Annotated in this window: 19 protein-coding genes; 11 read left to right on the forward strand and 8 right to left on the reverse strand. The window is 60.4% G+C overall.

Translation table 11 applies throughout. The annotated features are described in order from the left end of the window. Positions 1-172 precede the first annotated feature (172 nt). The 6 genes from HBJ59_RS21230 (at position 173) to HBJ59_RS21255 (ending at position 5779) form a co-directional block, all read left to right on the forward strand. On the forward strand, positions 173-475 hold the full coding sequence (locus tag HBJ59_RS21230) for a cytochrome c5 family protein (protein WP_076013324.1): 303 nt from the start codon (positions 173-175) through the stop codon (positions 473-475). Between the two features lie 33 nt (positions 476-508). Further along, a complete protein-coding gene (locus tag HBJ59_RS21235; protein ID WP_076013325.1) occupies positions 509-1114 on the forward strand; it encodes a cytochrome c4 in 606 nt (201 codons plus the stop codon). Between the two features lie 169 nt (positions 1115-1283). Beyond that, positions 1284-1919, forward strand: a complete 636-nt coding sequence (locus HBJ59_RS21240; RefSeq protein WP_167664650.1) for a thiol:disulfide interchange protein DsbA/DsbL — start codon at positions 1284-1286, stop codon at positions 1917-1919. Between the two features lie 10 nt (positions 1920-1929). After that, complete coding sequence (locus HBJ59_RS21245; protein WP_010168652.1) at positions 1930-2808, forward strand: endonuclease/exonuclease/phosphatase family protein; 879 nt, start codon at positions 1930-1932, stop codon at positions 2806-2808. Then, positions 2805-4904: a GGDEF domain-containing protein gene (locus HBJ59_RS21250; RefSeq protein WP_167664651.1), complete on the forward strand. Its 2100-nt coding sequence runs from the start codon at positions 2805-2807 to the stop codon at positions 4902-4904. The genes HBJ59_RS21245 and HBJ59_RS21250 overlap by 4 nt, the downstream gene beginning before the upstream one ends. A gap of 98 nt (positions 4905-5002) precedes the next feature. After that, positions 5003-5779: an N-acetylmuramoyl-L-alanine amidase gene (locus HBJ59_RS21255; protein ID WP_167664652.1), complete on the forward strand. Its 777-nt coding sequence runs from the start codon at positions 5003-5005 to the stop codon at positions 5777-5779. Positions 5780-5795: 16 nt separating this feature from the next. On the opposite strand, the gene HBJ59_RS21260 is transcribed toward HBJ59_RS21255, so the two are convergent. Together HBJ59_RS21260 and algB are read right to left on the reverse strand one after the other, a co-directional pair. Then, positions 5796-7583 carry a KinB sensor domain-containing domain gene (locus tag HBJ59_RS21260; RefSeq protein ID WP_167664653.1) on the reverse strand — a complete coding sequence of 596 codons (1788 nt, stop codon included), beginning with the start codon at positions 7581-7583 and terminating at the stop codon, positions 5796-5798. A 10-nt stretch (positions 7584-7593) separates the two neighbouring features. Continuing rightward, a complete protein-coding gene (algB, locus tag HBJ59_RS21265; protein ID WP_167664654.1) occupies positions 7594-8940 on the reverse strand; it encodes a sigma-54-dependent response regulator transcription factor AlgB in 1347 nt (448 codons plus the stop codon). Positions 8941-9338: 398 nt separating this feature from the next. Between algB and HBJ59_RS21270 the strand changes: the two genes are divergently transcribed. The 5 genes from HBJ59_RS21270 to HBJ59_RS21290 all read left to right on the forward strand — a co-directional run bounded on the left by HBJ59_RS21270 (position 9339) and on the right by HBJ59_RS21290 (position 13726). After that, positions 9339-9623, forward strand: a complete 285-nt coding sequence (locus HBJ59_RS21270; protein WP_167664655.1) for a hypothetical protein — start codon at positions 9339-9341, stop codon at positions 9621-9623. 77 nt (positions 9624-9700) lie between these two features. Next, entirely contained in the window at positions 9701-9865 is a 165-nt protein-coding gene (locus HBJ59_RS21275; protein ID WP_003170804.1) for a DUF1328 domain-containing protein, read from the forward strand. Positions 9866-9867: 2 nt separating this feature from the next. After that, positions 9868-10335: an inhibitor of vertebrate lysozyme family protein gene (locus HBJ59_RS21280; RefSeq protein WP_076013331.1), complete on the forward strand. Its 468-nt coding sequence runs from the start codon at positions 9868-9870 to the stop codon at positions 10333-10335. Positions 10336-11064: 729 nt separating this feature from the next. Then, entirely contained in the window at positions 11065-12396 is a 1332-nt protein-coding gene (gene gltP / locus HBJ59_RS21285) for a glutamate/aspartate:proton symporter GltP (protein ID WP_167664656.1), read from the forward strand. 100 nt (positions 12397-12496) lie between these two features. Continuing rightward, complete coding sequence (locus HBJ59_RS21290) at positions 12497-13726, forward strand: nucleoside recognition domain-containing protein (RefSeq protein WP_167664657.1); 1230 nt, start codon at positions 12497-12499, stop codon at positions 13724-13726. A gap of 106 nt (positions 13727-13832) precedes the next feature. Here HBJ59_RS21290 and HBJ59_RS21295 read toward each other — a convergent pair whose 3' ends face one another. The 6 genes from HBJ59_RS21295 to HBJ59_RS21320 form a co-directional block, all read right to left on the reverse strand. Beyond that, positions 13833-14438, reverse strand: a complete 606-nt coding sequence (locus tag HBJ59_RS21295; protein WP_167664658.1) for an ABC-type transport auxiliary lipoprotein family protein — start codon at positions 14436-14438, stop codon at positions 13833-13835. Next, positions 14435-15373 (reverse strand): MlaD family protein, encoded by a 939-nt coding sequence (locus HBJ59_RS21300; protein WP_076013334.1) that lies wholly within the window; start codon positions 15371-15373, stop codon positions 14435-14437. The genes HBJ59_RS21295 and HBJ59_RS21300 overlap by 4 nt, the downstream gene beginning before the upstream one ends. A gap of 1 nt (position 15374) precedes the next feature. Then, positions 15375-16178, reverse strand: coding sequence for an ATP-binding cassette domain-containing protein (locus HBJ59_RS21305; protein ID WP_167664659.1), 804 nt, complete (start codon positions 16176-16178; stop codon positions 15375-15377). Continuing rightward, positions 16175-17323: an ABC transporter permease gene (locus HBJ59_RS21310; protein WP_076013335.1), complete on the reverse strand. Its 1149-nt coding sequence runs from the start codon at positions 17321-17323 to the stop codon at positions 16175-16177. Before HBJ59_RS21310 ends, HBJ59_RS21305 begins: the two co-directional genes overlap by 4 nt. A gap of 55 nt (positions 17324-17378) precedes the next feature. Next, positions 17379-18422: a DUF5924 family protein gene (locus HBJ59_RS21315; RefSeq protein WP_167664660.1), complete on the reverse strand. Its 1044-nt coding sequence runs from the start codon at positions 18420-18422 to the stop codon at positions 17379-17381. 71 nt (positions 18423-18493) lie between these two features. After that, complete coding sequence (locus HBJ59_RS21320) at positions 18494-19876, reverse strand: pitrilysin family protein (protein WP_167664661.1); 1383 nt, start codon at positions 19874-19876, stop codon at positions 18494-18496. Positions 19877-19893: the final 17 nt, after the last annotated feature.

Below are 19893 nucleotides of genomic sequence, written 5' to 3' on the forward strand. Positions count from 1 at the left end.
TGCCGGGAATGGGTGCGGCAAGCGGTGTCGTTTCCGTTTCAGTAGCGCCAGTATATAATGCCGCAGATTTTGTGTGTGCTTTGTCCCAGCGAAGGATGAAGTTCACGGGAGCGATAGACCTTTATTGCGCATTAGAACGCAAAACGCTCTCAAACCCTGAAAAGGTCGATGTATGACCAGGTGGTTGCTAGCCGTCGGTGTCTTGATGCCACTTTACAGTGCTCAGGCTACACAGGATCCGGAGGCTGTGTACAACCGCGTTTGCGGGGCCTGCCATGCCGGACAGTTGCCCAACGCCCCGAAACGGGGTGACCAGGCAGCCTGGAAGCCAAGACTGGCTCAAGGTATGGACACGCTGGTGCAACACGTGACCCAGGGTTTCAAGGCGATGCCGCCGCGTGGTTTGTGCATGGACTGCAGTACCGAGGATTACCATGCCGTCATTCAGTTGATGGTGAGTGAACCCGGTCCATAACTCTTTAACCCTTAGCCGTAGTTGGATTAGCTGATGAACAAACTGATCGTGAGTCTGCTGTTGACCTTGGGCATCACCGGTGTTGCCCATGCCGCAGGCGACGCCACAGCCGGCCAGGCGAAAGCTGCCGTATGTGGTGCTTGCCATGGACCGGACGGTAATAGCCCGGCGCCAAATTTTCCAAAACTGGCCGGCCAGGGTGAGCGTTACCTGACCAAGCAGATGCACGACATTAAGGACGGCAAGCGTACGGTCCTGGAAATGACCGGCTTGCTGACCAACCTCAGCGATCAGGACCTGGCGGATATCGCGGCGTATTTTGCCAGCCAGAAAGGCAGTGTGGGAGCTGCTGATGCGAAACTGGTGACGCGCGGTGAAGAATTGTTCCGCGGCGGCAACCTGGAAAAAGGCATGCCTTCCTGCATCGGTTGCCACTCGCCTAACGGCGCAGGCCTTGCTGCTGCGGGCTTCCCGCACTTGAGTGGGCAGCATGCGCAGTACATCGGCAAACAGCTGACAGACTTCCGCGAAGGCAATCGCACCAACGACGGCGACACCAAAATCATGCAGAGCATCGCCGGGAAACTCAGCAACAAGGACATCGAAGCCGTGTCCCAATACATCCAGGGCCTGCACTAAGTGCCCCGGCTACGTTAACGCTCGATTAATCCGTCGATGCAAGCATAAAAAGGGTGGCCCAGGCCGCCCTTTTTTGTGGCCGGTGCCGTTACACTAACGAACTCATGCCCGCGTAGACCTGTCACAACAAAGGTCGCGTGAGGCGACTTTATTTGTCCAGGAGTAAAGCATGCGTAATCTGATCCTCAGCGCCGCTCTCGTCACTGCCAGCCTTTTCGGCATGACCGCACAAGCAGCCGACGTGCCGCTTGAAGCCGGTAAAACCTATGTCGAACTGACCAATCCTGTGCCGGTTTCCGTACCGGGCAAGATCGAAGTGGTGGAGCTGTTCTGGTATGGCTGCCCGCATTGCTACGCCTTTGAGCCGGTGATCAATCCGTGGGTCGAGAAGCTGCCTCAGGACGTGAATTTCAAACGTATTCCTGCCCTGTTCGGCGGCCCATGGGACGCCCACGGCCAGCTGTTCATTACCCTGGACACCATGGGTGTAGAACACAAGGTTCACGCGGCTGTGTTCAATGCCATCCAGAAAGAAGGCAAGCGCCTGGTGAAGCCTGAAGACATGGCCGATTTCGTCGCCACCCAAGGCGTCGACAAAACCAAGTTCCTGGAGACATTCAACTCGTTCGCTGTGAAGGGCAAGATGGCCCAATACAAGGAACTGGCCCAGAAATACGGCGTGCAAGGCGTACCGACGCTGATCGTCAACGGCAAATACCGCTTTGACATCGGCAGTGCCGGCGGCGAAGAGCAAGCGCTGAACGTGGCCGATCAGTTGATCGCCAAAGAGCGCGCAGCCAAGTAAGGGGCCTGTCATGCGTCGCTGGGGTACTGAACGTGTCGTTGGCCTGCATGACCCGAAGGTCAACGAACACCACTTGGAATCTACAGGCCTGCCGGCAGACAGCCGGTTGCGCCTGCTCAGTTTCAATATCCAGGTGGGCATCAGCACCGAGAAATACCGGCATTACCTGACCCGTGGCTGGCAGCACCTGCTGCCCCACAATGGGCGTGCCGGTAATCTGCAGAAGATCGGTGACCTGCTGGGCGACTTCGACCTGGTAGCCCTGCAGGAGGCCGATGGTGGCAGTCTGCGCTCCGGTTACATCAACCAGGTCGAGCATCTGGCCCAGTTGGGTGCCTTTCCGTACTGGTACCAACAACTCAATCGCAACCTCGGCAAACTCGGCCAACACAGCAATGGTGTGCTCAGCCGCCTGAAGCCGTGGGCGATCGAGGATCACCCATTACCGGGCCCAAAAGGCCGAGGGGCGATTCTCGTGCGGTTCGGCGAAGGGCCGGAAGCGTTGGTAGTGGTGATGATGCACCTCGCGTTGGGGGCTCGAACCCGCACCCTGCAGTTGGCCTACATCCGTGAGCTGATTGGCAACTACAAACACCAGGTGCTGATGGGTGACATGAACACCCATGCCACAGACCTGCTACAGAATTCCCCGTTGCGCGACCTTGGGTTGCTGGCGCCGCAAGTCGAAGCCACCTTTCCCAGCTGGCGTCCGCAGCGCTGTCTTGATCACATCCTGCTCAGCCCGACCCTGACACTCGAAAGTGTGCAGGTACTGGCGCAGCCCATCTCCGATCACCTGCCCGTCGCGGTAGAGATTCGTCTGCCGGGTTCGCTCACGGCTGATGCATTGCCCGCGTTGAGCCCCGGCCCTCGCGGACCTCTTGCATGAGCGACGACGCCCAGCGTTGGAAAGAAAAATACCTTAAAAGCGTCGAGCAACAAGAAAAGCTCGAGCGCCGCTGGGCCGCCCGCCTCGACCTGCTGCGCCGGGGGCTGGTACGCAGCACCCTGGCGGCAGAAGGGACCGACCGTGCGGTTGACCAATGCATGAAGGAAATGCGCGACGTGGTGCGCACCGACGACATGGACGCCGCCCTCGCCGCATTGTTGCCGCGTCTGGAAAAGGCCGTGCTGGATTCTGAGCAGCGCCGCGAAACCCGGGTTGACCAGATCGGCAGCGCGTTGACGGCCTTGGTCACCCAGTTGCAGAAGCTGCCCTTGCCGCGTGAGGTGAGTCGCCCGCTGAAGGCGTTCGCCAAACAGCTGGATGGTCGGGTCGGCCAGGCGCGGGAGATCCCGCTGTTGCTGAGTGAGTTGAGCGGCCTTCAGGGGCAGGCGTTGAGTAACCTGGAACCAGAGGGCGAAACCAGCCGTTCGGGCCCTGGCCTGTTGCAGCGCCTGTTTGGTGCCAAAGATGCAGCGACCGACGCCCCGGAGGTCGAGCTACCCGCGCCATCCCGCCCGGCTGTTCAGGCGCCTGCTGTGCCAAAGCCGGTGGATGAAGTTGAAGCGCCGGTGCAATCGGCGGAGCTGACCCAAGCGCTGCGGGCTTTTGCACCGCAGCCGAAGGTCACGGCCCCCGTCGAGTCGTCCCCTGAGCCCGTACCGCAAATAAAGCCTGGCGAGGTTGTCAACGAAGCAGCGCCAGTGGCACCCGCCGTCGTGGCCAGAGCGCCCGTCATCGAGGTGCCCGCTGCGATTATCGAACCAGTGGAGCCCGAACAACCCCTTGAGCCGGAGGTTGAGCCAGCGCTCGAGAGTGCTCTTGCCGCCATGGTCGAGGCGCCAGAGGTTCAGGCCCGTGAGCCGGAGCAGACGGAAATCGGCAGTCTTTCCTTGCCACCGGTCATGTCCGACGAGCCCGAAGAGTCGCCAGAGCTGAACCCCGACGAGCTGCAAGCGGATCAGACCTACGCCCTGCCCGACACCCCCGAGCCGTCTTACAGTTCGGTGGCCAAACACATCGAAGACACCCTGCTCGGCTTGTTGGAAGACCTGTCGCTGCCCGAGCGTCACAGGCCCCAGGCCGAAGCCATGCGTGAGCGCCTGGCCCACGGATTGAACTGGTACGAACTGCTGCCGATTCTCGATGACCTGGCGGTGTTGATGCTGGCGATTACCGACAGCGGCCAGCACGAGTTTGAAGCCTACCTCAAGCAACTCAACGAGCGTCTCGAGGCATTCCAGGGGCATCTGCAGGTCGCCAGCGACGGCCACGCCGACAGTCGCTCGGCCGCCAGAGAGCTGGATACTCAGATCCGCGAACAGGTGGATGGTTTGCAAACCAGCGTCCAGGATGCCGCGGATCTGGACAGCCTCAAGCACGTGCTGGAGAGCCATCTCGAAGGGCTGCTGGGCACCATGGACCAACACCAGCACCAGCGTGACCAGCGCGAGCAGGAAGTGGCTGCACGCCTCAAAAGCCTGGCCGAACGGGTCGCCAATATGGAGCAAGAGGCTCAGGGCTACCGAGAGCATTTGGAGGTTCAGCGCCAAAAAGCCTTGATCGATCCGCTCACCGGCTTGCCCAACCGTGCTGCCTGGACCGAGCGCCTGGAGCAAGAGGTCAACACCTGGCACCAGCGTGGCAACAGCCTGTCATTGGCGATGCTGGACCTGGATCACTTCAAGCGCATCAATGACGGCTATGGCCATCTGGCTGGCGACAAGGTGCTGAAGATCATCGCCACGGTGCTGCGAAAACGCCTGCGGCCCAACGACTTCATCGCACGCTTTGGCGGTGAAGAGTTTGTGTTGCTGGTGCCCAACTCATCGCTGTCCGATGCGTTGGCCGTGGGTGAAACCCTGCGTGCAGCCATCGAAGCGTGCCCGTTTCACTTCAAGGGCGAGCCGGTGACCATCACGGTCTCCATGGGCGTGGCGCAGTTTCAGCCGGGTGAGCGCAGTGATCTGGCTCTTAAACGTGCCGACGAGGCGCTTTACCGTGCCAAGGCTGCCGGACGCAATCAGGTGCAGGCGGCCTGAAAATGTTCCATTTTGTTTAAAACTTTGCATTTGGCCGCCCGGCAGCAAACGGTACGTTACACTGTTGCATTATCGTCTTAAGCGTATTGTCTGCTGCCATGAAATTTCTGTGCTCCGCTTTTCTGCTTCTCCTGCTCGCCGGCTGCGCGAGCGGCCCTCGCCTGGACACCAGCCATCCGTCGGTGAACCACGACAATCGTGTTCAGTTCGTCATCGTGCACTACACCTCGGCGTCCCTGGAGCGTTCCCTGGCGCTGTTGACCCATGGCCAGGTCAGCAGCCATTACCTGATCGGTGATGACGCCTCGGCCACCATCTATAAGCTCGTGGATGAAAGCCAGCGCGCCTGGCATGCCGGAGAAAGTGAATGGATGGGCCGCACTTGGCTCAACTCCAGTTCTATCGGGATCGAGATTGTGAACCCGGGCTATCGAGACCTGCCGACGGGCCGCGTGTGGTATCCGTACTCCGAAGCGCAGGTGCAGTCGCTGGTGGTGCTCCTCAAGGACATCAGCAAGCGCAACGGCATCGACCCGCGAAACATCATCGGTCATAGCGACATCGCCCCGCTGCGCAAGCTGGACCCGGGGCCATTGTTCCCGTGGAAGCGCCTGGCGGATGAAGGGCTGGGCATATGGCCGGACGCCAAGGCGGTTGCCCGTTACCAGGTGCAGTACGCAGCCGAGCTGCCGAGCATTACCTGGTTCCAGGAAGAGTTGGCGAAGCTGGGCTATCCGACGCCGCAGACGGGCGAGCTGGATGTGGCAACGCGGCATGTGGTGGCCGCGTTCCAGATGCATTTCCGGGCGTCTCTGTTTGACGGGACGCCGGATGCCGAGAGTGCCGCGATCCTGCAGGCGTTGAATCACCAATAACGGTTGGCGCGTGATCCTACAGGGGCAGCGCCATATAGAACTGCGTCCCCTGCCCTGGCCGTGAATAAACCCCCATGCGGCCACCGTGCAATTGCACGATCTCCTTGCACAGCGCCAGGCCCAGCCCGGCGCCGCCTTTCTTGCGGCCTACCTGCACAAACGGTTCGAAGATTCGTCCCTGCTGGCCGTAGGCAATCCCTTCACCGTTGTCTTCGACGCTGACAATTACCCGTTCGCCATGACGACGCGCCTGCAAGCGGATCTGTCCACCGTCGGCCGTGTGCCGCAGGGCATTGCCTAAAAGGTTGTCGAGCACCCGCTCCAGCTGCGCTCGATCAGCATGCAACCTTGGCAGCGGGGATTGCTCCTCAACCAGCAGCTCGATGTTCTGCGCATTCGCCTGCTCTGCAAAACGCGCGCGCGCATGTTCCAGCAGGTCGCTGATATCGCACGGGCCGAGGGTAAGTTTCTGTAAGCCATTCTGATAGCGCGAGAAGTTGAGCAAGTCGTTGATCAACTGCATCAGGCGCTGCATTTCCTCATTGACCGTATCCAGCAGGTCCGCTTCGCGGGATTCCGCAGGAAATTTCGCCCGTTCCCGGAACAAGCCGAAAGCCATGTGCATGCCCGTGACTGGCGTGCGTAATTCATGGGACGCGCGCAACACGAACTCACTGCGTACCCGTTCAAAGGCGCGTTGTTCGGTAACGTCATGCAGCACCATCACTGCGCCCAGAATGTGCCCCTGGGTATGGCTCACCGGCGTCAGGCTATACGTCAGCAGGCGCAGCTCACCCTCAACCTCCACTTCCAGGTCTTCAGGTGCGCGTTCGAGGTTGCCGCCGCGCAGCACCAGATGCAGTTGCTCATCCAGTTCCGGGCGGCCCAATGCTTCGCCAAGGCCTTGGCCCAGGCGGTTCTCGTCCCAACCCAGTTGGCGCTGCGCCACCGGGTTAAGGTGCTCCAGGCGACCTTGGCGGTCGATCATCAGCAGGCCGTCGTCGATGCTGTCGAGCACCGCCTGCAGGCGTTGCTGCCCGGCGAGCAGCTCATCGACATTGGTTGCCTGATGTTGGCGCAACGCTTCGGCCATGATGCCGAAACGCCGGGTCAGCAAGTTCATCTCGGCGGCTGACGAAATGGGCAGCGTGACTTCGAAGTTGCCCTGGCCGATCTTGTCGGCGGCCTTGGCCAGCGCTTCGATCGGCCCGCCAAAGCGCCGGGCGATCCCGTGGGCGGTGACGAAGCCAATGATCAGCACCGCCAGCCCGACCAAACCCAGCAAGCCGGCGATCAACAGCGCGCGCTCACGGGACTTGTGTTCGGTGTCGTTGATGTTATCCAGGGCCTTCTTGTGCTCGGCGATGAGGCCGTTGCGCAAAATGTTGAAACGCTTAGTCAACTCGTCGTTGTCGCGCAGCTGCGCCGGAGCATTCTCCTTTTTATCGAATGCCTCGAGAAAGCTCAGGTAATCAGTCTTGGCCTGGGTGAAACCGCTGGTTGCCGCATCCTTTTCTTCGTGTTCGATGCCTTGCTGCAGCAGCGCGAAATAACGTTGCTTGGAATCTTCCAGCGCAGCGGTATTTGGCTGCTCGTTGAGCATGATCATCAGCTGGTCGCCGAGGGTCTGCCGCAGCTTGAGGCCCAGGTCCAGGGTGATGAAGTTGCTGCGAATCAGCGATTCCTGGGTCTTGGCCATTTGCATGACACTCACCAGGCCCAGCAACAATCCCAGCAGGGCAACGGTGATCAGCGCGGAAATGCTCAGGAACAGCCGAGTGCGCAGCTTCATCGCAAGCTTCATAGGCTACAGCTCACAGGTTGTATTGTTTGCGTTTGCGGTACAGCGTTGACGCATCAATGCCGAGGGTTCGTGCCGCCTGGTCCAGGGTGTCACTGGTGGCCAGTACGGCGCCGATATGGGCCTTTTCCAGTTCATCCAGGCTCAACGCCGCACCAATACGCGGGGCGTTGTTGGTCGGCTGTTCGGCCATGCCGAGGTGGCTGATCTCAACCTTTTCCTGAGGGCAGATGATGCTGGCTCGCTCTACCACGTTGCGCAGCTCGCGAATGTTCCCCGGCCAGCGATAGTTCAGCAGCGCTTCGCGGGCTTCGTCGCTGAATCCGCGAGCGGGCCGCGCATATTCTTTCACGAAGCGCGCCAGGAAGCGGTCGGCCAGGGTCAGGATGTCTTCGCTGCGTTCGCGCAGGGGTGGCAGGTGCAAGGTGATGACATTCAGGCGATACAGCAGGTCTTCGCGGAAACGACCGTCGCGGACCATATCTTCCAGGTTCAGGTTGGTAGCGGCGAGAATCCGCACGTCGGCGCGACGAGTCACCGGATCGCCGACGCGCTCGTATTCCTTGTCCTGGATAAAACGCAGCAACTTGGGTTGCAAGGTAAGCGGAAAGTCGCCGATCTCGTCGAGAAACAGCGTGCCACCATCTGCCTGGTTGACCCGGCCCAGGGTGCTTTCGCTGGCGCCCGTAAACGCACCACGACTATGGCCGAACAGCTCGCTTTCCATCAGCTCCGCCGTCAGCGACGGGCAGTTGATGGTGACGCAGGATTTTTTCGCCCGCTTGCTCCAACCGTGTATCGCACGGGCCAGCTCACCTTTACCGGTGCCGGACTCGCCGAGGATCAGGATGTTGGCATCTGTACCCGCCACCTGGCGTGCCGTTTCCAGCACCACCATCATTGCCGGGCTGTGAGAGTCGAGACCGTCCTTGGGTTTGCGCACTTCGCCTTCGAGGGCTTCCAGGCGCGCCGACAGTTGGCGCACCTCCAGCTGCTTGGCGGTGGCCAGGCGCAATTGGTCGGGGCTGCATGGCTTGACCAAGTAGTCGGCCGCGCCGGCCTGGATCGCATCCACGGCGGTGTCGACGGCCGAATGGGCGGTGACGATCACCACGCGCATCCACGGCGCCTGGACGCGCATTTGCGCCAGTACGTCGAGGCCATTGTCTTCGCCCAGGCGCAGGTCCAGAAAGCACAGGTCAAACACCTGGCGTTGCAGCAAGGCTTCCGCTTGGGCGGCGCTGTTGGCGGTGGCTACGGTGTAGCCTTCATCTTCCAGGCAGTAACGGAAGGTGCGAAGGATCGCGGATTCGTCATCCACTAAAAGAATGCGGCCTTGAAGTTCCTTGGCTGATTCCATCTGTCCCGCGCTCCCACTAAGAATGAATGATGTTGTTTAGTCCCGGAATAATCGGGCAAGTTGCATGGTTTATTCTGATTGATTAAAGCCGTCATCGCGCAGCTATCTGCGCTTCTTCTTACAGAGACGCCGATTTATGGCGTTTTTATCTCCCTGTAGCCACTTCGGCAGTCGAACGTTGCTTTCCTATCCCCTGATCCGACCAGTGACCATCGTGCATTTCGCACGGTAAGGATAGGGGCATCGTGCAGGATGCTCGTGGTGTCAAAGCGCTTTTGTTTTTAACTAATTGATTTTATTGAGTTTTATTTTGTTAAAAAACTGGCACGCAGGCTGCAATACACCTCATACGAGCGTCACAAACGAATAATCAGATCAGAATGCGGGAGACACACAGCATGACTCGCCAAAGCCTCACTCAACTGCGTGTATCGCCACTGCGTCTGCAACAGGGGCTGTTTGCCAGCCTGGCCCTGTTGCTGACTTTGATCGGCGGTCAGCAATTGGCGCATTGGCAGCAGAGTCAACAGCAAGTCGCGCATTTTGAACGTTCGATGATGACCCAGACCCATTTCCGTTCCGTCGGCAGCACCACCGCCGACGTGACAACCCCGCAACTGACGGCGGTTGAACAAGACTCCACCCTCGGCGACCTGCCTTATCAGGAACGCTGGGTGTTCTAGGCAAGACACGGTCCTTGAATCAAGCGACCGCAAGCATCACCGCTGTTACCCCTAAAAGAAGCGTAAGGAGAATCACCATGTTGAGTTGGGCAATCACATTTCTGATCATCGCCATTGTGGCTGCAGTCCTGGGCTTCGGTGGTATCGCGGGCACCGCCACGGGTATCGCCAAGATTCTGTTTGTGGTCTTCCTGGTGATGTTCATCGCTTCCTTCTTCTTTGGCCGTCGTGGCCGAGGCTAAGCATGTTCAATTCGTCCCTTAAAGCCCTGGCTGCCGCCCTGTTGTTGGGCGGCAGCGGCCTGGCGCTGGCTGCCAATGACGGCCAGTCCCGGGCCAACGAACTGCTGAGCGCGGACCCGCAGTACCGCGAAACCTGGCAGAGCGTGGTCAAGAAGGAAGAGCGCTTGCCGGAATGGGTGATGAACCTGTCGGGCAGCGCGGAACAAATGAATGCCGTTGAAGAGGACGGTGACAAGTACTTGGTAGGGCCGCTCTGCGAAACCGCAGACACGTGCCTTAACAAGCGCCTGATTGTCGCTTTCAGCTTCGACAAAGAAGATGCGTACGCCATGTTGGTGGAAGTTCCTGCAGGCCTGCCTGCGGATAAATCGCCAACGCGGCACGCCGACTACCGCTTTCTTGGCAAGCCCGACGAAGGCATGCAGAAGCTGTTGATGGAACAGCTCAAGAAAGATCCGAATTGGTACTAGGTTCGGTCTGACGACGCTGTCGTCTGCCGGCTTATCGTCCATAGAAAGAAGCACCATGCTTCTTTCTGTTTGCAACGCCCGACGAGGGCGCTGCATGACCAAGGGGTCGGGTTGCTCTGATCGTTCGGATCGGCGTGACCTACGGGTACAGGGAGTGCCTGCGCAAGGGCCGGGTCAGGTGAAAAGCTGCGACGCAAGTTCCCAAGCCGATGGTTTGTGGAACTTGCGACGGGCTTGCGGCTCTTATGCCCGCTTCTGTCATACCGCCCATAGCGGCAATTTCCCTTTTTGCGTCGCCTCAACCATTTCTTGGTGTTTCCGCGTGACCATCTATCGAGAAAGTTTGTCTCCTGCCAGACAAGTTTTTCGATGGTATGCGTAGGAATTTACAGCAGTTTTCAGCCGCAGCCGTAGATTTTCAAAAAACCCTGCGCGAGCCTGAAATGGCCGGTTCGCGGCATTTATGCCTGCCGAAATGTCACATTCGAACTGACCGTTCAGACAGAAAAACTCAAAAAAACTCATGCCGATTCGGCATAGGGTAGGCGTTTACGGCATTAGACGTCGCCTCCTTGCATCGGAATAGTTGCGCCTTTTTTCGCCTGCCAGTGAGCCATATCGGCCAACTGCGGTGACCTTCTACGGGGGCAGATGCACACACTTTTTCGCTTCCGAGCGTTCCAGCTGCTGGCGCATCTGCCTGAGTCCACTTGAAGTAAGGGTAATGACATGAAGAAGGCAAAGCTAAGCCTCGCCTGGCAGATCCTCATCGGTCTGGTGCTGGGGATTGCAATCGGTGCGGTGCTTAACCATTTCAGCGCTGAAAAGGCCTGGTGGATCAGCAACGTGTTGCAGCCCGCTGGCGATATCTTTATCCGCCTGATCAAGATGATCGTTATCCCGATCGTGATTTCGTCGCTGATTGTCGGAATCGCCGGTGTTGGGGATGCGAAAAAGCTCGGTCGGATCGGCGTGAAAACCATCCTTTACTTCGAAGTAGTCACCACCATTGCCATTGTGGTCGGCCTGCTGCTGGCCAACCTGTTCCATCCGGGTACCGGCATCGACATGAGTACCCTGGGTACCGTCGACATCTCCAAATACACGGCCACTGCCGCTGAGGTCCAGCACGAGCACGCGTTCATCGAGACGATCCTCAACCTGATCCCGTCGAATATCTTCGCCGCCGTCGCCCGTGGCGACATGCTGCCGATCATCTTCTTCTCGGTGTTGTTCGGCCTCGGCTTGTCGAGCCTCAAGCCTGAACTGCGCGAACCTCTGGTCACCATGTTCCAGGGCGTGTCCGAGAGCATGTTCAAAGTCACCCACATGATCATGAAATACGCCCCGATTGGTGTATTTGCCCTGATCGCGGTGACCGTCGCCAACTTCGGTTTCGCCTCGCTGCTGCCGCTGGCCAAGTTGGTGATCCTGGTTTACGTCGCCATCCTGTTCTTCGCCTTTGTGGTGCTCGGCCTGATCGCCCGTCTGTTCGGCTTCTCGGTGATCAAGCTGATGCGCATCTTCAAGGATGAGCTGGTGCTGGCCTACTCCACCGCCAGTTCCGAAACCGTGCTGCCGCGTGTGATCGAGAAGATGGAAGCCTACGGCGCGCCGAAGGCGATCTGCAGCTTTGTGGTGCCGACCGGCTACTCGTTCAACCTCGACGGCTCGACCCTGTACCAGAGCATTGCGGCGATCTTTATCGCGCAGTTGTATGGCATCGACCTGTCGATTGGCCAGCAACTGATGCTGGTGCTGACCCTGATGGTTACCTCCAAAGGCATCGCCGGCGTGCCGGGTGTGTCGTTCGTGGTGCTGCTGGCGACCCTGGGCAGCGTAGGTATTCCGCTGGAAGGCCTGGCGTTCATCGCCGGTGTCGACCGCATCATGGACATGGCGCGTACTGCACTGAACGTGATCGGCAACGCCCTGGCCGTACTGGTCATCTCCCGCTGGGAAGGCATGTACGACGACGCCAAGGGCGAGCGTTACTGGAACTCCCTGCCGCATTGGCGTACCAAGCAAGTGATGCCGGCCGGCGAGACCTCTCGCGGCTGATTGCCAGAGTTGGCTCCTACACAAACCCCGGAAAATTCCGGGGTTTGTCGTTTCTGCCAGCCCCGCTATCATTCGCCCCATCTTTCGGGGGATTCAACTGATGCTCAATGGCCTGTGGCTTGGCTTTTTTATCGTGGCGATGGTGTCCGCGCTGGCGCAATGGCTGATTGGCGGTAACGCCGGCATTTTTGCGGCGATGGTGGAAAGCATATTCGCCATGGCCAAGCTGTCGGTCGAGGTCATGGTGTTGCTGTTCGGCACGCTGACCTTGTGGCTGGGCTTCCTGCGCATCGCCGAGAAAGCCGGGATCGTCGATTGGCTGGCCAAGGCCCTGGGGCCACTGTTCCGGCGCCTGATGCCGGAGGTGCCCGCCGGCCACCCGGCCATCGGCTTGATCACCCTCAACTTTGCCGCCAACGGCCTGGGCCTCGACAATGCGGCCACGCCCATCGGCCTCAAGGCCATGAAGGCGCTGCAAGAGCTCAACCCCATCCCCAACACCGCCAGTAACGCGCAAATCCTGTTCCTGGTGCTCAACGCGTCCTCCCTGACCCTGCTGCCGGTCACCATCTTCATGTACCGCGCCCAGCAAGGTGCACCGGACCCGACGCTGGTATTCCTGCCGATCCTGCTGGCCACCAGCGCCTCGACGCTGGTGGGCCTGCTGTCGGTGGCGGTGATGCAACGCCTGCGGCTGTGGGACCCGGTGGTGCTTGCGTATCTGATTCCGGGTGCGCTGGTACTGGGTGGCTTCATGGCCTTGCTGGCGACGCTTTCAGCCACTGCGCTGGCGGGGCTGTCGTCGATCCTCGGCAACCTGACGCTGTTCGGGCTGATCATGTTGTTCCTGGTGATTGGCGCGCTGCGCAAGGTCAAGGTCTACGAGGCGTTTGTCGAAGGGGCTAAAGAAGGCTTCGACGTGGCCAAGAACCTGCTGCCGTACCTGGTGGCGATGCTCTGCGCGGTGGGCGTGTTGCGGGCGTCCGGTGCGCTGGATTTCGGCCTGGAAGGGATTCGCCATCTGGTGGCCTGGACCGGCATGGATACACGCTTTGTTGATGCGTTGCCGACGGCGATGGTCAAGCCGTTCTCCGGCAGTGCGGCGCGGGCGATGCTGATTGAGACGATGCAGACCCAGGGCGTGGACAGCTTCCCTGCGCTGGTAGCAGCGACGATTCAGGGCAGTACCGAGACCACGTTTTATGTGTTGGCGGTGTACTTTGGCTCGGTGGGAATCCAGCGGGCGCGGCATGCGGTGGGGTGTGCGTTGTTGGCGGAGTTTGCCGGCGTGGTTGCGGCGATTGCAGTGTGCTACTGGTTCTTCGGCTAAATCGCTATCCGTGTAGGAGCGAGCTTGCTCGCGAAAAGCCTGAGAACGACGCGGGGTATCAGGTTCCCCGCGTTATCGTTGACGATTTTCGCGAGCAAGCTCGCTCCTACATTGGTGGGTGGCCTTGGCCCACCACCCAATCCACTACCTGTTTATTCAGTACATCCCCAGCCTGACCAAACCCGGCCACCACCGCCGGCACCTTGGTATCCCCCACCGGCTGCCTCACCTCAAACCGCTTGCTGGCAATAATCCGCTGATCACTGCCGCGAACCAGCCGCGCATCCAGCCGTATCACCACCTCAACCGCACTGCCGCGATACTCACTCTGAAACGCCTGTAACTGCCCGCCCAGCTCAAAGTCCGCCTGCAGATTGGTCTCATCGGTACTCAGCAATGTCACCCGCCCATCCCGCTGGAACCCGTCCAGCAACCGGTTACGTAACAGCACCGGTGACGGATCGCTCCAGCGGGAATTCGCATAGCTGCTGATCAGGTCGCCATTGGGCACCACCGCAATCCGCGGGCTGTCGAGGAATTCGCTGGTCTGCGGCTTGGCCACGCGCAGTGACCAGGTCACGGGGCTGGCTTGTGTGGTGGTCTGCGCCGAAGGCAACCGGTACACGTCCGAAGGGTCCGCCTTGGGCAAGATCGAACACGCACTGACGAATGCCAGGGCGACGGGGACGATCACTTGGTAAGCACGCTTCATGGCGTGAACTCCTTGTTCTTGTCGCTGCCCAGCAGGTAACCGCTGGGGTTGGCTTCCAGGCGGCGGGAAATGGCGCGCAACGAGCCCAGGGTTTCCCGCAGCTCGCGCACCGCTGGCGCCAGTTCGTTGAGACCCTGCATGCCGCTGTTGAGGGAGTCCTTGTTGTTAGCCAGCAAGGTGTCGATGGTGGCCGTGCTTTGTTGAAGGGACTGCATGGCCTTTTCTGCGCTGCCGAACACCTGCTTGCCCTGATCATTGAGCAAACCATTGGCGTTGCGCATCAATGCGGTGGTTTGCTCCAGGGTGGCGCTGGCCTGTTTGCTCACCTGCATCAATTGCTGCATCACCACCTTGATATCGCCGCGTTGATCGGCAATCGCGCCGGTGGTCTGTTGCAGGTTATCCAGGGTGTTGCTGAGGCGGTCGACGTTCTCCCGGGAGAACATGTGGTTGGCGTTGTGCAGCAGCAGGTTGATGCTGGTCATCAGGTCATTGCTGTTGTTCAGCAGTCGGGCGATAGGCGACGGCGAGGCGATGATTTGCGGCAGTTCGCCGTCCTTGCCCTTGAGCTCCGGGCTTTGGGGTGTACCGCCGCTGAGCTGGATGATCGAGGTACCGGTGATGCCGGTCAGCGCCAGCTTGGCCTGGGTGTCTTCCTTGATCGGCGTTTGCCCGGCCAGGCGGATGCGCGCCAACACCCGGCGCGGGTCTTTCGGGTCGAGGCGCAGGCTGGTGACATCGCCGACCTTGATCCCGCTGTACTGCACCGCACTGCCCTGGGACAAGCCACTGACCGCCTCGTTGAAGATCACTTCGTAATCCTGAAACGCGCTGTCGACGCTGGATTTGGCCAGCCACAGGCCAAACAGCATGGCGCCGACCACGACGATCACGCTGAACAGACCGATCATCACATGATGGGCTCGGGTTTCCATGTCATACCTCGTTGAGCAGTTGAGCGGCATCCAATGCCGCGCGGCCCCGTGGGCCATGGAAGTATTCGTGAATCCAGGCGTCGTCGGTTTCCGAGACGACATCGATGGCATCTGCCACCAGTACCTTTTTCTGCGCCAGCACCGCCACGCGGTCGGTGATGGTGTACAGCGTGTCGAGGTCGTGGGTGACCAGAAACACGCTCAGGCCCAACGCATCGCGCAGGGTCAGGATCAATTGGTCGAAGGCGGCGGCGCCGATCGGGTCAAGGCCGGCGGTGGGTTCGTCGAGAAACAGAATGTCCGGGTCCAGCGCCAGGGCACGGGCCAGGGCCGCACGCTTGATCATGCCGCCGGAGAGTGCTGATGGATATTTGTCGGCGGCCGACAGCGGCAACCCGGCCAACGCCAGTTTCACCGCCGCCAGGTGTTCGGCATCGGGACGGCTGAGGCCGGCATGTTCGATCAGCGGCAAGGCGACGTTTTCGGTAACCGTCAGCGAGGAAAACAGCGCGCCCTTCTGGAACAGAACACCGAAGCGCCGTTCCACCATTGAGCGCTCGTGCTCCGAGAGGCTCGGCAAGTTCTGCCCGAACACCCGCACTTGCCCTTCGCTGGGCTGGCGCAGGCCAATGATGCTGCGCAGCAGCACCGACTTGCCGCTGCCGGAGCCACCGACTACGGCGAGGATTTCGCCCTTGTACAAATCCAGGTCGAGGTTCTCGTGCACGCTTTGCGGGCCAAAGCGGTTGCACAGCCCACGGACTTCGATCACCGCCTCGGTGGGCGCACGGCGTAAACGACTCACCAGCCCATCTCCATGAAGAACAGCGCGGCGACCGCATCCAGCACGATCACCACGAAAATCGATTGCACCACGCTGGAGGTGGTGTGGGCGCCGACGGACTCGGCGCTGCCGCTGACCTTGAAGCCTTCCAGGCAGCCGATGGCAGCAATCAAGAAGGCGAAGATCGGCGCCTTGATCATGCCGACGATAAAGTGCTGTACGCCGATGTCCGATTGCAGCAGCGAGAGGAACATCGCCGGTGAAATATCCAGGGCCACTGCGCACACCACACCACCCCCGATAATCCCCGAGATCATTGCCAGGAACGTCAGCATCGGCAGCGCCACCAGCAATGCCAGCACGCGGGGCAGCACCAGCAACTCCATCGGGTCGAGGCCCAGGGTGCGAATAGCGTCGATTTCTTCGTTGGCCTTCATCGAGCCGATTTGCGCGGTGAAGGCACTCGCGGTGCGGCCGGCCATCAGGATTGCGGTGAGCAACACGCCGAATTCCCGCAGGAACGAGAATGCCACCAAGTCCACGGTAAAAATGCTCGCGCCAAAACTGGCCAGCACCGTGGCGCCGAGAAACGCGACCACCGCGCCCACCAAAAAGGTCAGCAAGGCCACAATGGGCGCGGCGTCGAGGCCGGTCTGTTCGATATGCGCGACCATTGGCGTCACGCGCCAACGCTTGGGCCGGAACACGCCACGGGCGAAGGTTTCGAGGATCAGGCCGATAAAGCCCAGCAACTTCAGGCCGTCTTGCCAGACGGTGTACACCGCGCTGCCGATGCGCGCCAGCAACATGATGCCAGCGGCTTCTTCCGCTTCCTTGGCCGGTACACAGAAGTCGTTCAGGGAGCGATAGACGGTTTTCAGCAGTGCACGGTCGGCGGTCGAGAGGCTGCAGTCGGTCTGTTCGGCGGATTGTTCGATGCGCTCGGGCCCGAGCAATTCCACCAGCAGCGAGGCGCCGGCCGTGTCCAGGGCGCCGAGGCCGTTAAGGTCAATGCGCGCGCCAGCGTCGTACTGGCCGTCGAGCTTTTCCGACAGTTTCTTCAGGTTGGCATAGTGGGCAAGCGTCCAATCCCCCGTAATCCTCAGTTGTGGAGGTTGGGTGGACGTGTCCAGATGGGCTGCACCGGCCGTTGTGCTACTGGTCATAAGCTCCGAGCTTGTTTGGCTATTCCAGAATTCCTACGTAATAGCACGATCCTGCCTACTTTGGCGCGTCCGGCGTTGTAGCGCCCTGACCGGGGTCAGTCACCTTGAAGCGCAACACGCCGATCACCTGACCATCTTCGGTCAGCACCCGCACCTGCCAGCGTCCCACCGAGTCGGGTGGGAAGTTCTGCTTGTGGGTCCAGGCCCGATAACCTTCCTTGCGCCCGCCATGGATATCCAGGGCGATACGGTCGACTTCTTTGCCGTTGAATTTCCACACATGGTAGATCCGCTCATCCAGCCCGCGCGGCGCGTTGATGGCGGTGTAGGCATACAACCCGCTGCTGCGCAGTTGGGCGGCGCTGACTTCTTTCAGGTCATCGCCGGGCGTGCGGTCCTGCAATTGAGTGCTGATGGCCACTTCGGTCATCCACAGCGTGGCGGGCGGCACCCAACTGCGCAGGAACCAGCCTGCGCAACCAATTGCCGCGGTAACCCCCAGCAGCATCGCCCAGCCTTTGATGCTGCGCAGCGGCAGGCTGACGGCCAGGCTCGGGATAGATAGCGCCATAGCCACACCGAGGGCCAGTTTGTAACTCTCGGCGGTGGTCAGGTGCAGGATGATCGGCAGCGCGGTCAGCAGGGCTGCGAACAGGGTCAGGGTATGCAGTGCCAGAAACAGCGAGCGTTTGGGCGCCAGCCACTTGTAGTACAGCGGGTCGATGATCGAGACCAGCGCCGCCGCGCCCAGCAGGCCGGTAAAAATCGACTGGCCGCTGTTCCAGGTGGTGGTGACAAAAAAGAACGGCAGGACAAAAAACAGGCTTTCCTGGTGGATCATCTGCGTGGCGTAGCGCAGCAGCGGTTCGGGAATTTCCCGTTTGAAGACTTTGCTGAACAGCTGGGTGAGGCTGTTTTCGAGCATCAGCCATAACCAACTCACCAGCATGATGACCGCGATCCAGCTGGCCATGTCTTGCTGGCGATCCACCAGGATGAAGCTGCCCACACCCGAGATGAAGCCGCCGAGTGCAATCACCCCTGGGTAGCGCTTCATCAGCTCGAGGATGCGCTGGATGTAGTGGGTCAGGATAGGCATTCGGCAGTTCACAGTCTTTGTAGGGGAAATCCCAGACAGAATAACGTTTTAGCCGTTTTCTCGGGGCCTCATTACGCAATCCCTTTGCGATAACGCCACACGCCGAGCAACACAATCGCAATCAGCCCCAGCGCACCGGCGGCGATCCAGTTGAGGGTGTCGTAACTGAACAACGGTTTCTCGATGCGCCAGTAGCCGTTCTGCTTGAACAGCTCGCGCATCGCCTGGTTGGCCTGCGCCAGGCTGACGGCCTTGATGCGCTTGGCCGGGTCACTGAAGCGCCCTTTGGCGTAGTCGCCCGACGCACTCCAGTAATAGTCGGCCAACGCGCTGTTGCCTTGAACGGCCCAGGCCTGGCGGGCGATGGCGGCTTGTTGCAGGCGGGCAAAGGTGGCGGGGTCGAGGCCGTCCTGCAGCAGTTGGGCCTTGAGGGTTTCCAGCACCTGCTCAGCTTCGGGCAGGTCGTTGCGCTCAAGGTCGGCGTTGAGGCTCATGAAGCCGACGCCGCCCAGCACTTCGCGCTCGCTCCATGGGCCGTAGGACAAACCATGCTGCAGCCGCAGTTGGCGATACAGTGCCCAGTCCAGGTAGTCCTTGAGCAGGTCGAAGGTTTCATCGTACTGATCGTCCAGCACCGGCTCGGGGAATAACCAGTGCAGCTTGGCGTTGTCACCGACCCAGCCGTGGATCAGATCGCGGCGGATGGCGGCGGCGTGTTGAATCTCCGGCAGTGGGCGATGTTCGCTGGGGTCAACCGGGTCAAGCGCGCCGTAGGTGCGTTCGAGGTAGGCCGGCAGCAGCTTGTCGAGGTCGCCGACGATGATCAGGGTCATGTTGTTGGGGGCGTACCAGGCCTTGCGCAGTTTTTCCAACTGGTTGCGGGTCAGGTGCTCGACTTCGGCCCGCTCGGCGCATTTGAGGCCCAGCTCCACGGCAAGCTGGCTGCTGGCCTTGTGGCCGAGGTCCTGGCGATCCAGCAGGCGTTGCAGGTGCGAGTAGTGGCCGCCGTCTTCGCGCTCCACCACTTGTTTGGCGGCGTTGATGTTGGCGTCGGTCAGTTCGGTGCGGGTGATGATGGCCAGCAGCAGGTCGAGCACCTTGCGCTGGTTTTGCGCCGGAGCCTCGATGACGAAGGTGGTGTCGGCGTTGCTGGTGTAGGCGTTCCAGTCACCGCCGAGGGCTTGCATGCGCTCTTCCAGCTCACCTTCGCCGCCGCCGTCGATACCGCTGAACAGCAGGTGTTCCAGCAGGTGCGGCAGCTCCTTGTCTTCGCAAACGAAGTCATCCAGGCCCACACCCACCACCAGGCGAATGGCTACGTGGCCGCGCTCAGTGCCCGGTTTGAGCAGCAATTGCAGGCCGTTGGGCAGTGTGTAGCCCTCGACTTGCAAGCGGTCAAAGGCAAAGGTGTGGGCCGAGCCGATGAGCAGGCAGGCGAATAGCAGGCGACGCATAACAGGCTTCCTGGCGA

This window comes from Pseudomonas sp. AN3A02 (assembly GCF_011765255.1).
In the GTDB taxonomy this organism is placed as follows: domain Bacteria; phylum Pseudomonadota; class Gammaproteobacteria; order Pseudomonadales; family Pseudomonadaceae; genus Aquipseudomonas.

What these genes read in the sequence shown, in the direction of transcription:
- HBJ59_RS21230 (WP_076013324.1), top strand. Translation starts at nt 173, where the DNA reads ATGACCAGGTGGTTGCTAGCCGTCGGTGTCTTGATGCCACTTTACAGT.
- HBJ59_RS21235 (WP_076013325.1), top strand. Translation starts at nt 509, where the DNA reads ATGAACAAACTGATCGTGAGTCTGCTGTTGACCTTGGGCATCACCGGT.
- HBJ59_RS21240 (WP_167664650.1), top strand. Translation starts at nt 1,284, where the DNA reads ATGCGTAATCTGATCCTCAGCGCCGCTCTCGTCACTGCCAGCCTTTTC.
- HBJ59_RS21245 (WP_010168652.1), top strand. Translation starts at nt 1,930, where the DNA reads ATGCGTCGCTGGGGTACTGAACGTGTCGTTGGCCTGCATGACCCGAAG.
- HBJ59_RS21250 (WP_167664651.1), top strand. Translation starts at nt 2,805, where the DNA reads ATGAGCGACGACGCCCAGCGTTGGAAAGAAAAATACCTTAAAAGCGTC.
- HBJ59_RS21255 (WP_167664652.1), top strand. Translation starts at nt 5,003, where the DNA reads ATGAAATTTCTGTGCTCCGCTTTTCTGCTTCTCCTGCTCGCCGGCTGC.
- HBJ59_RS21260 (WP_167664653.1), bottom strand. Translation starts at nt 7,583, where the DNA reads ATGAAGCTTGCGATGAAGCTGCGCACTCGGCTGTTCCTGAGCATTTCC.
- algB (WP_167664654.1), bottom strand. Translation starts at nt 8,940, where the DNA reads ATGGAATCAGCCAAGGAACTTCAAGGCCGCATTCTTTTAGTGGATGAC.
- HBJ59_RS21270 (WP_167664655.1), top strand. Translation starts at nt 9,339, where the DNA reads ATGACTCGCCAAAGCCTCACTCAACTGCGTGTATCGCCACTGCGTCTG.
- HBJ59_RS21275 (WP_003170804.1), top strand. Translation starts at nt 9,701, where the DNA reads ATGTTGAGTTGGGCAATCACATTTCTGATCATCGCCATTGTGGCTGCA.
- HBJ59_RS21280 (WP_076013331.1), top strand. Translation starts at nt 9,868, where the DNA reads ATGTTCAATTCGTCCCTTAAAGCCCTGGCTGCCGCCCTGTTGTTGGGC.
- gltP (WP_167664656.1), top strand. Translation starts at nt 11,065, where the DNA reads ATGAAGAAGGCAAAGCTAAGCCTCGCCTGGCAGATCCTCATCGGTCTG.
- HBJ59_RS21290 (WP_167664657.1), top strand. Translation starts at nt 12,497, where the DNA reads ATGCTCAATGGCCTGTGGCTTGGCTTTTTTATCGTGGCGATGGTGTCC.
- HBJ59_RS21295 (WP_167664658.1), bottom strand. Translation starts at nt 14,438, where the DNA reads ATGAAGCGTGCTTACCAAGTGATCGTCCCCGTCGCCCTGGCATTCGTC.
- HBJ59_RS21300 (WP_076013334.1), bottom strand. Translation starts at nt 15,373, where the DNA reads ATGGAAACCCGAGCCCATCATGTGATGATCGGTCTGTTCAGCGTGATC.
- HBJ59_RS21310 (WP_076013335.1), bottom strand. Translation starts at nt 17,323, where the DNA reads ATGACCAGTAGCACAACGGCCGGTGCAGCCCATCTGGACACGTCCACC.
- HBJ59_RS21315 (WP_167664660.1), bottom strand. Translation starts at nt 18,422, where the DNA reads ATGCCTATCCTGACCCACTACATCCAGCGCATCCTCGAGCTGATGAAG.
- HBJ59_RS21320 (WP_167664661.1), bottom strand. Translation starts at nt 19,876, where the DNA reads ATGCGTCGCCTGCTATTCGCCTGCCTGCTCATCGGCTCGGCCCACACC.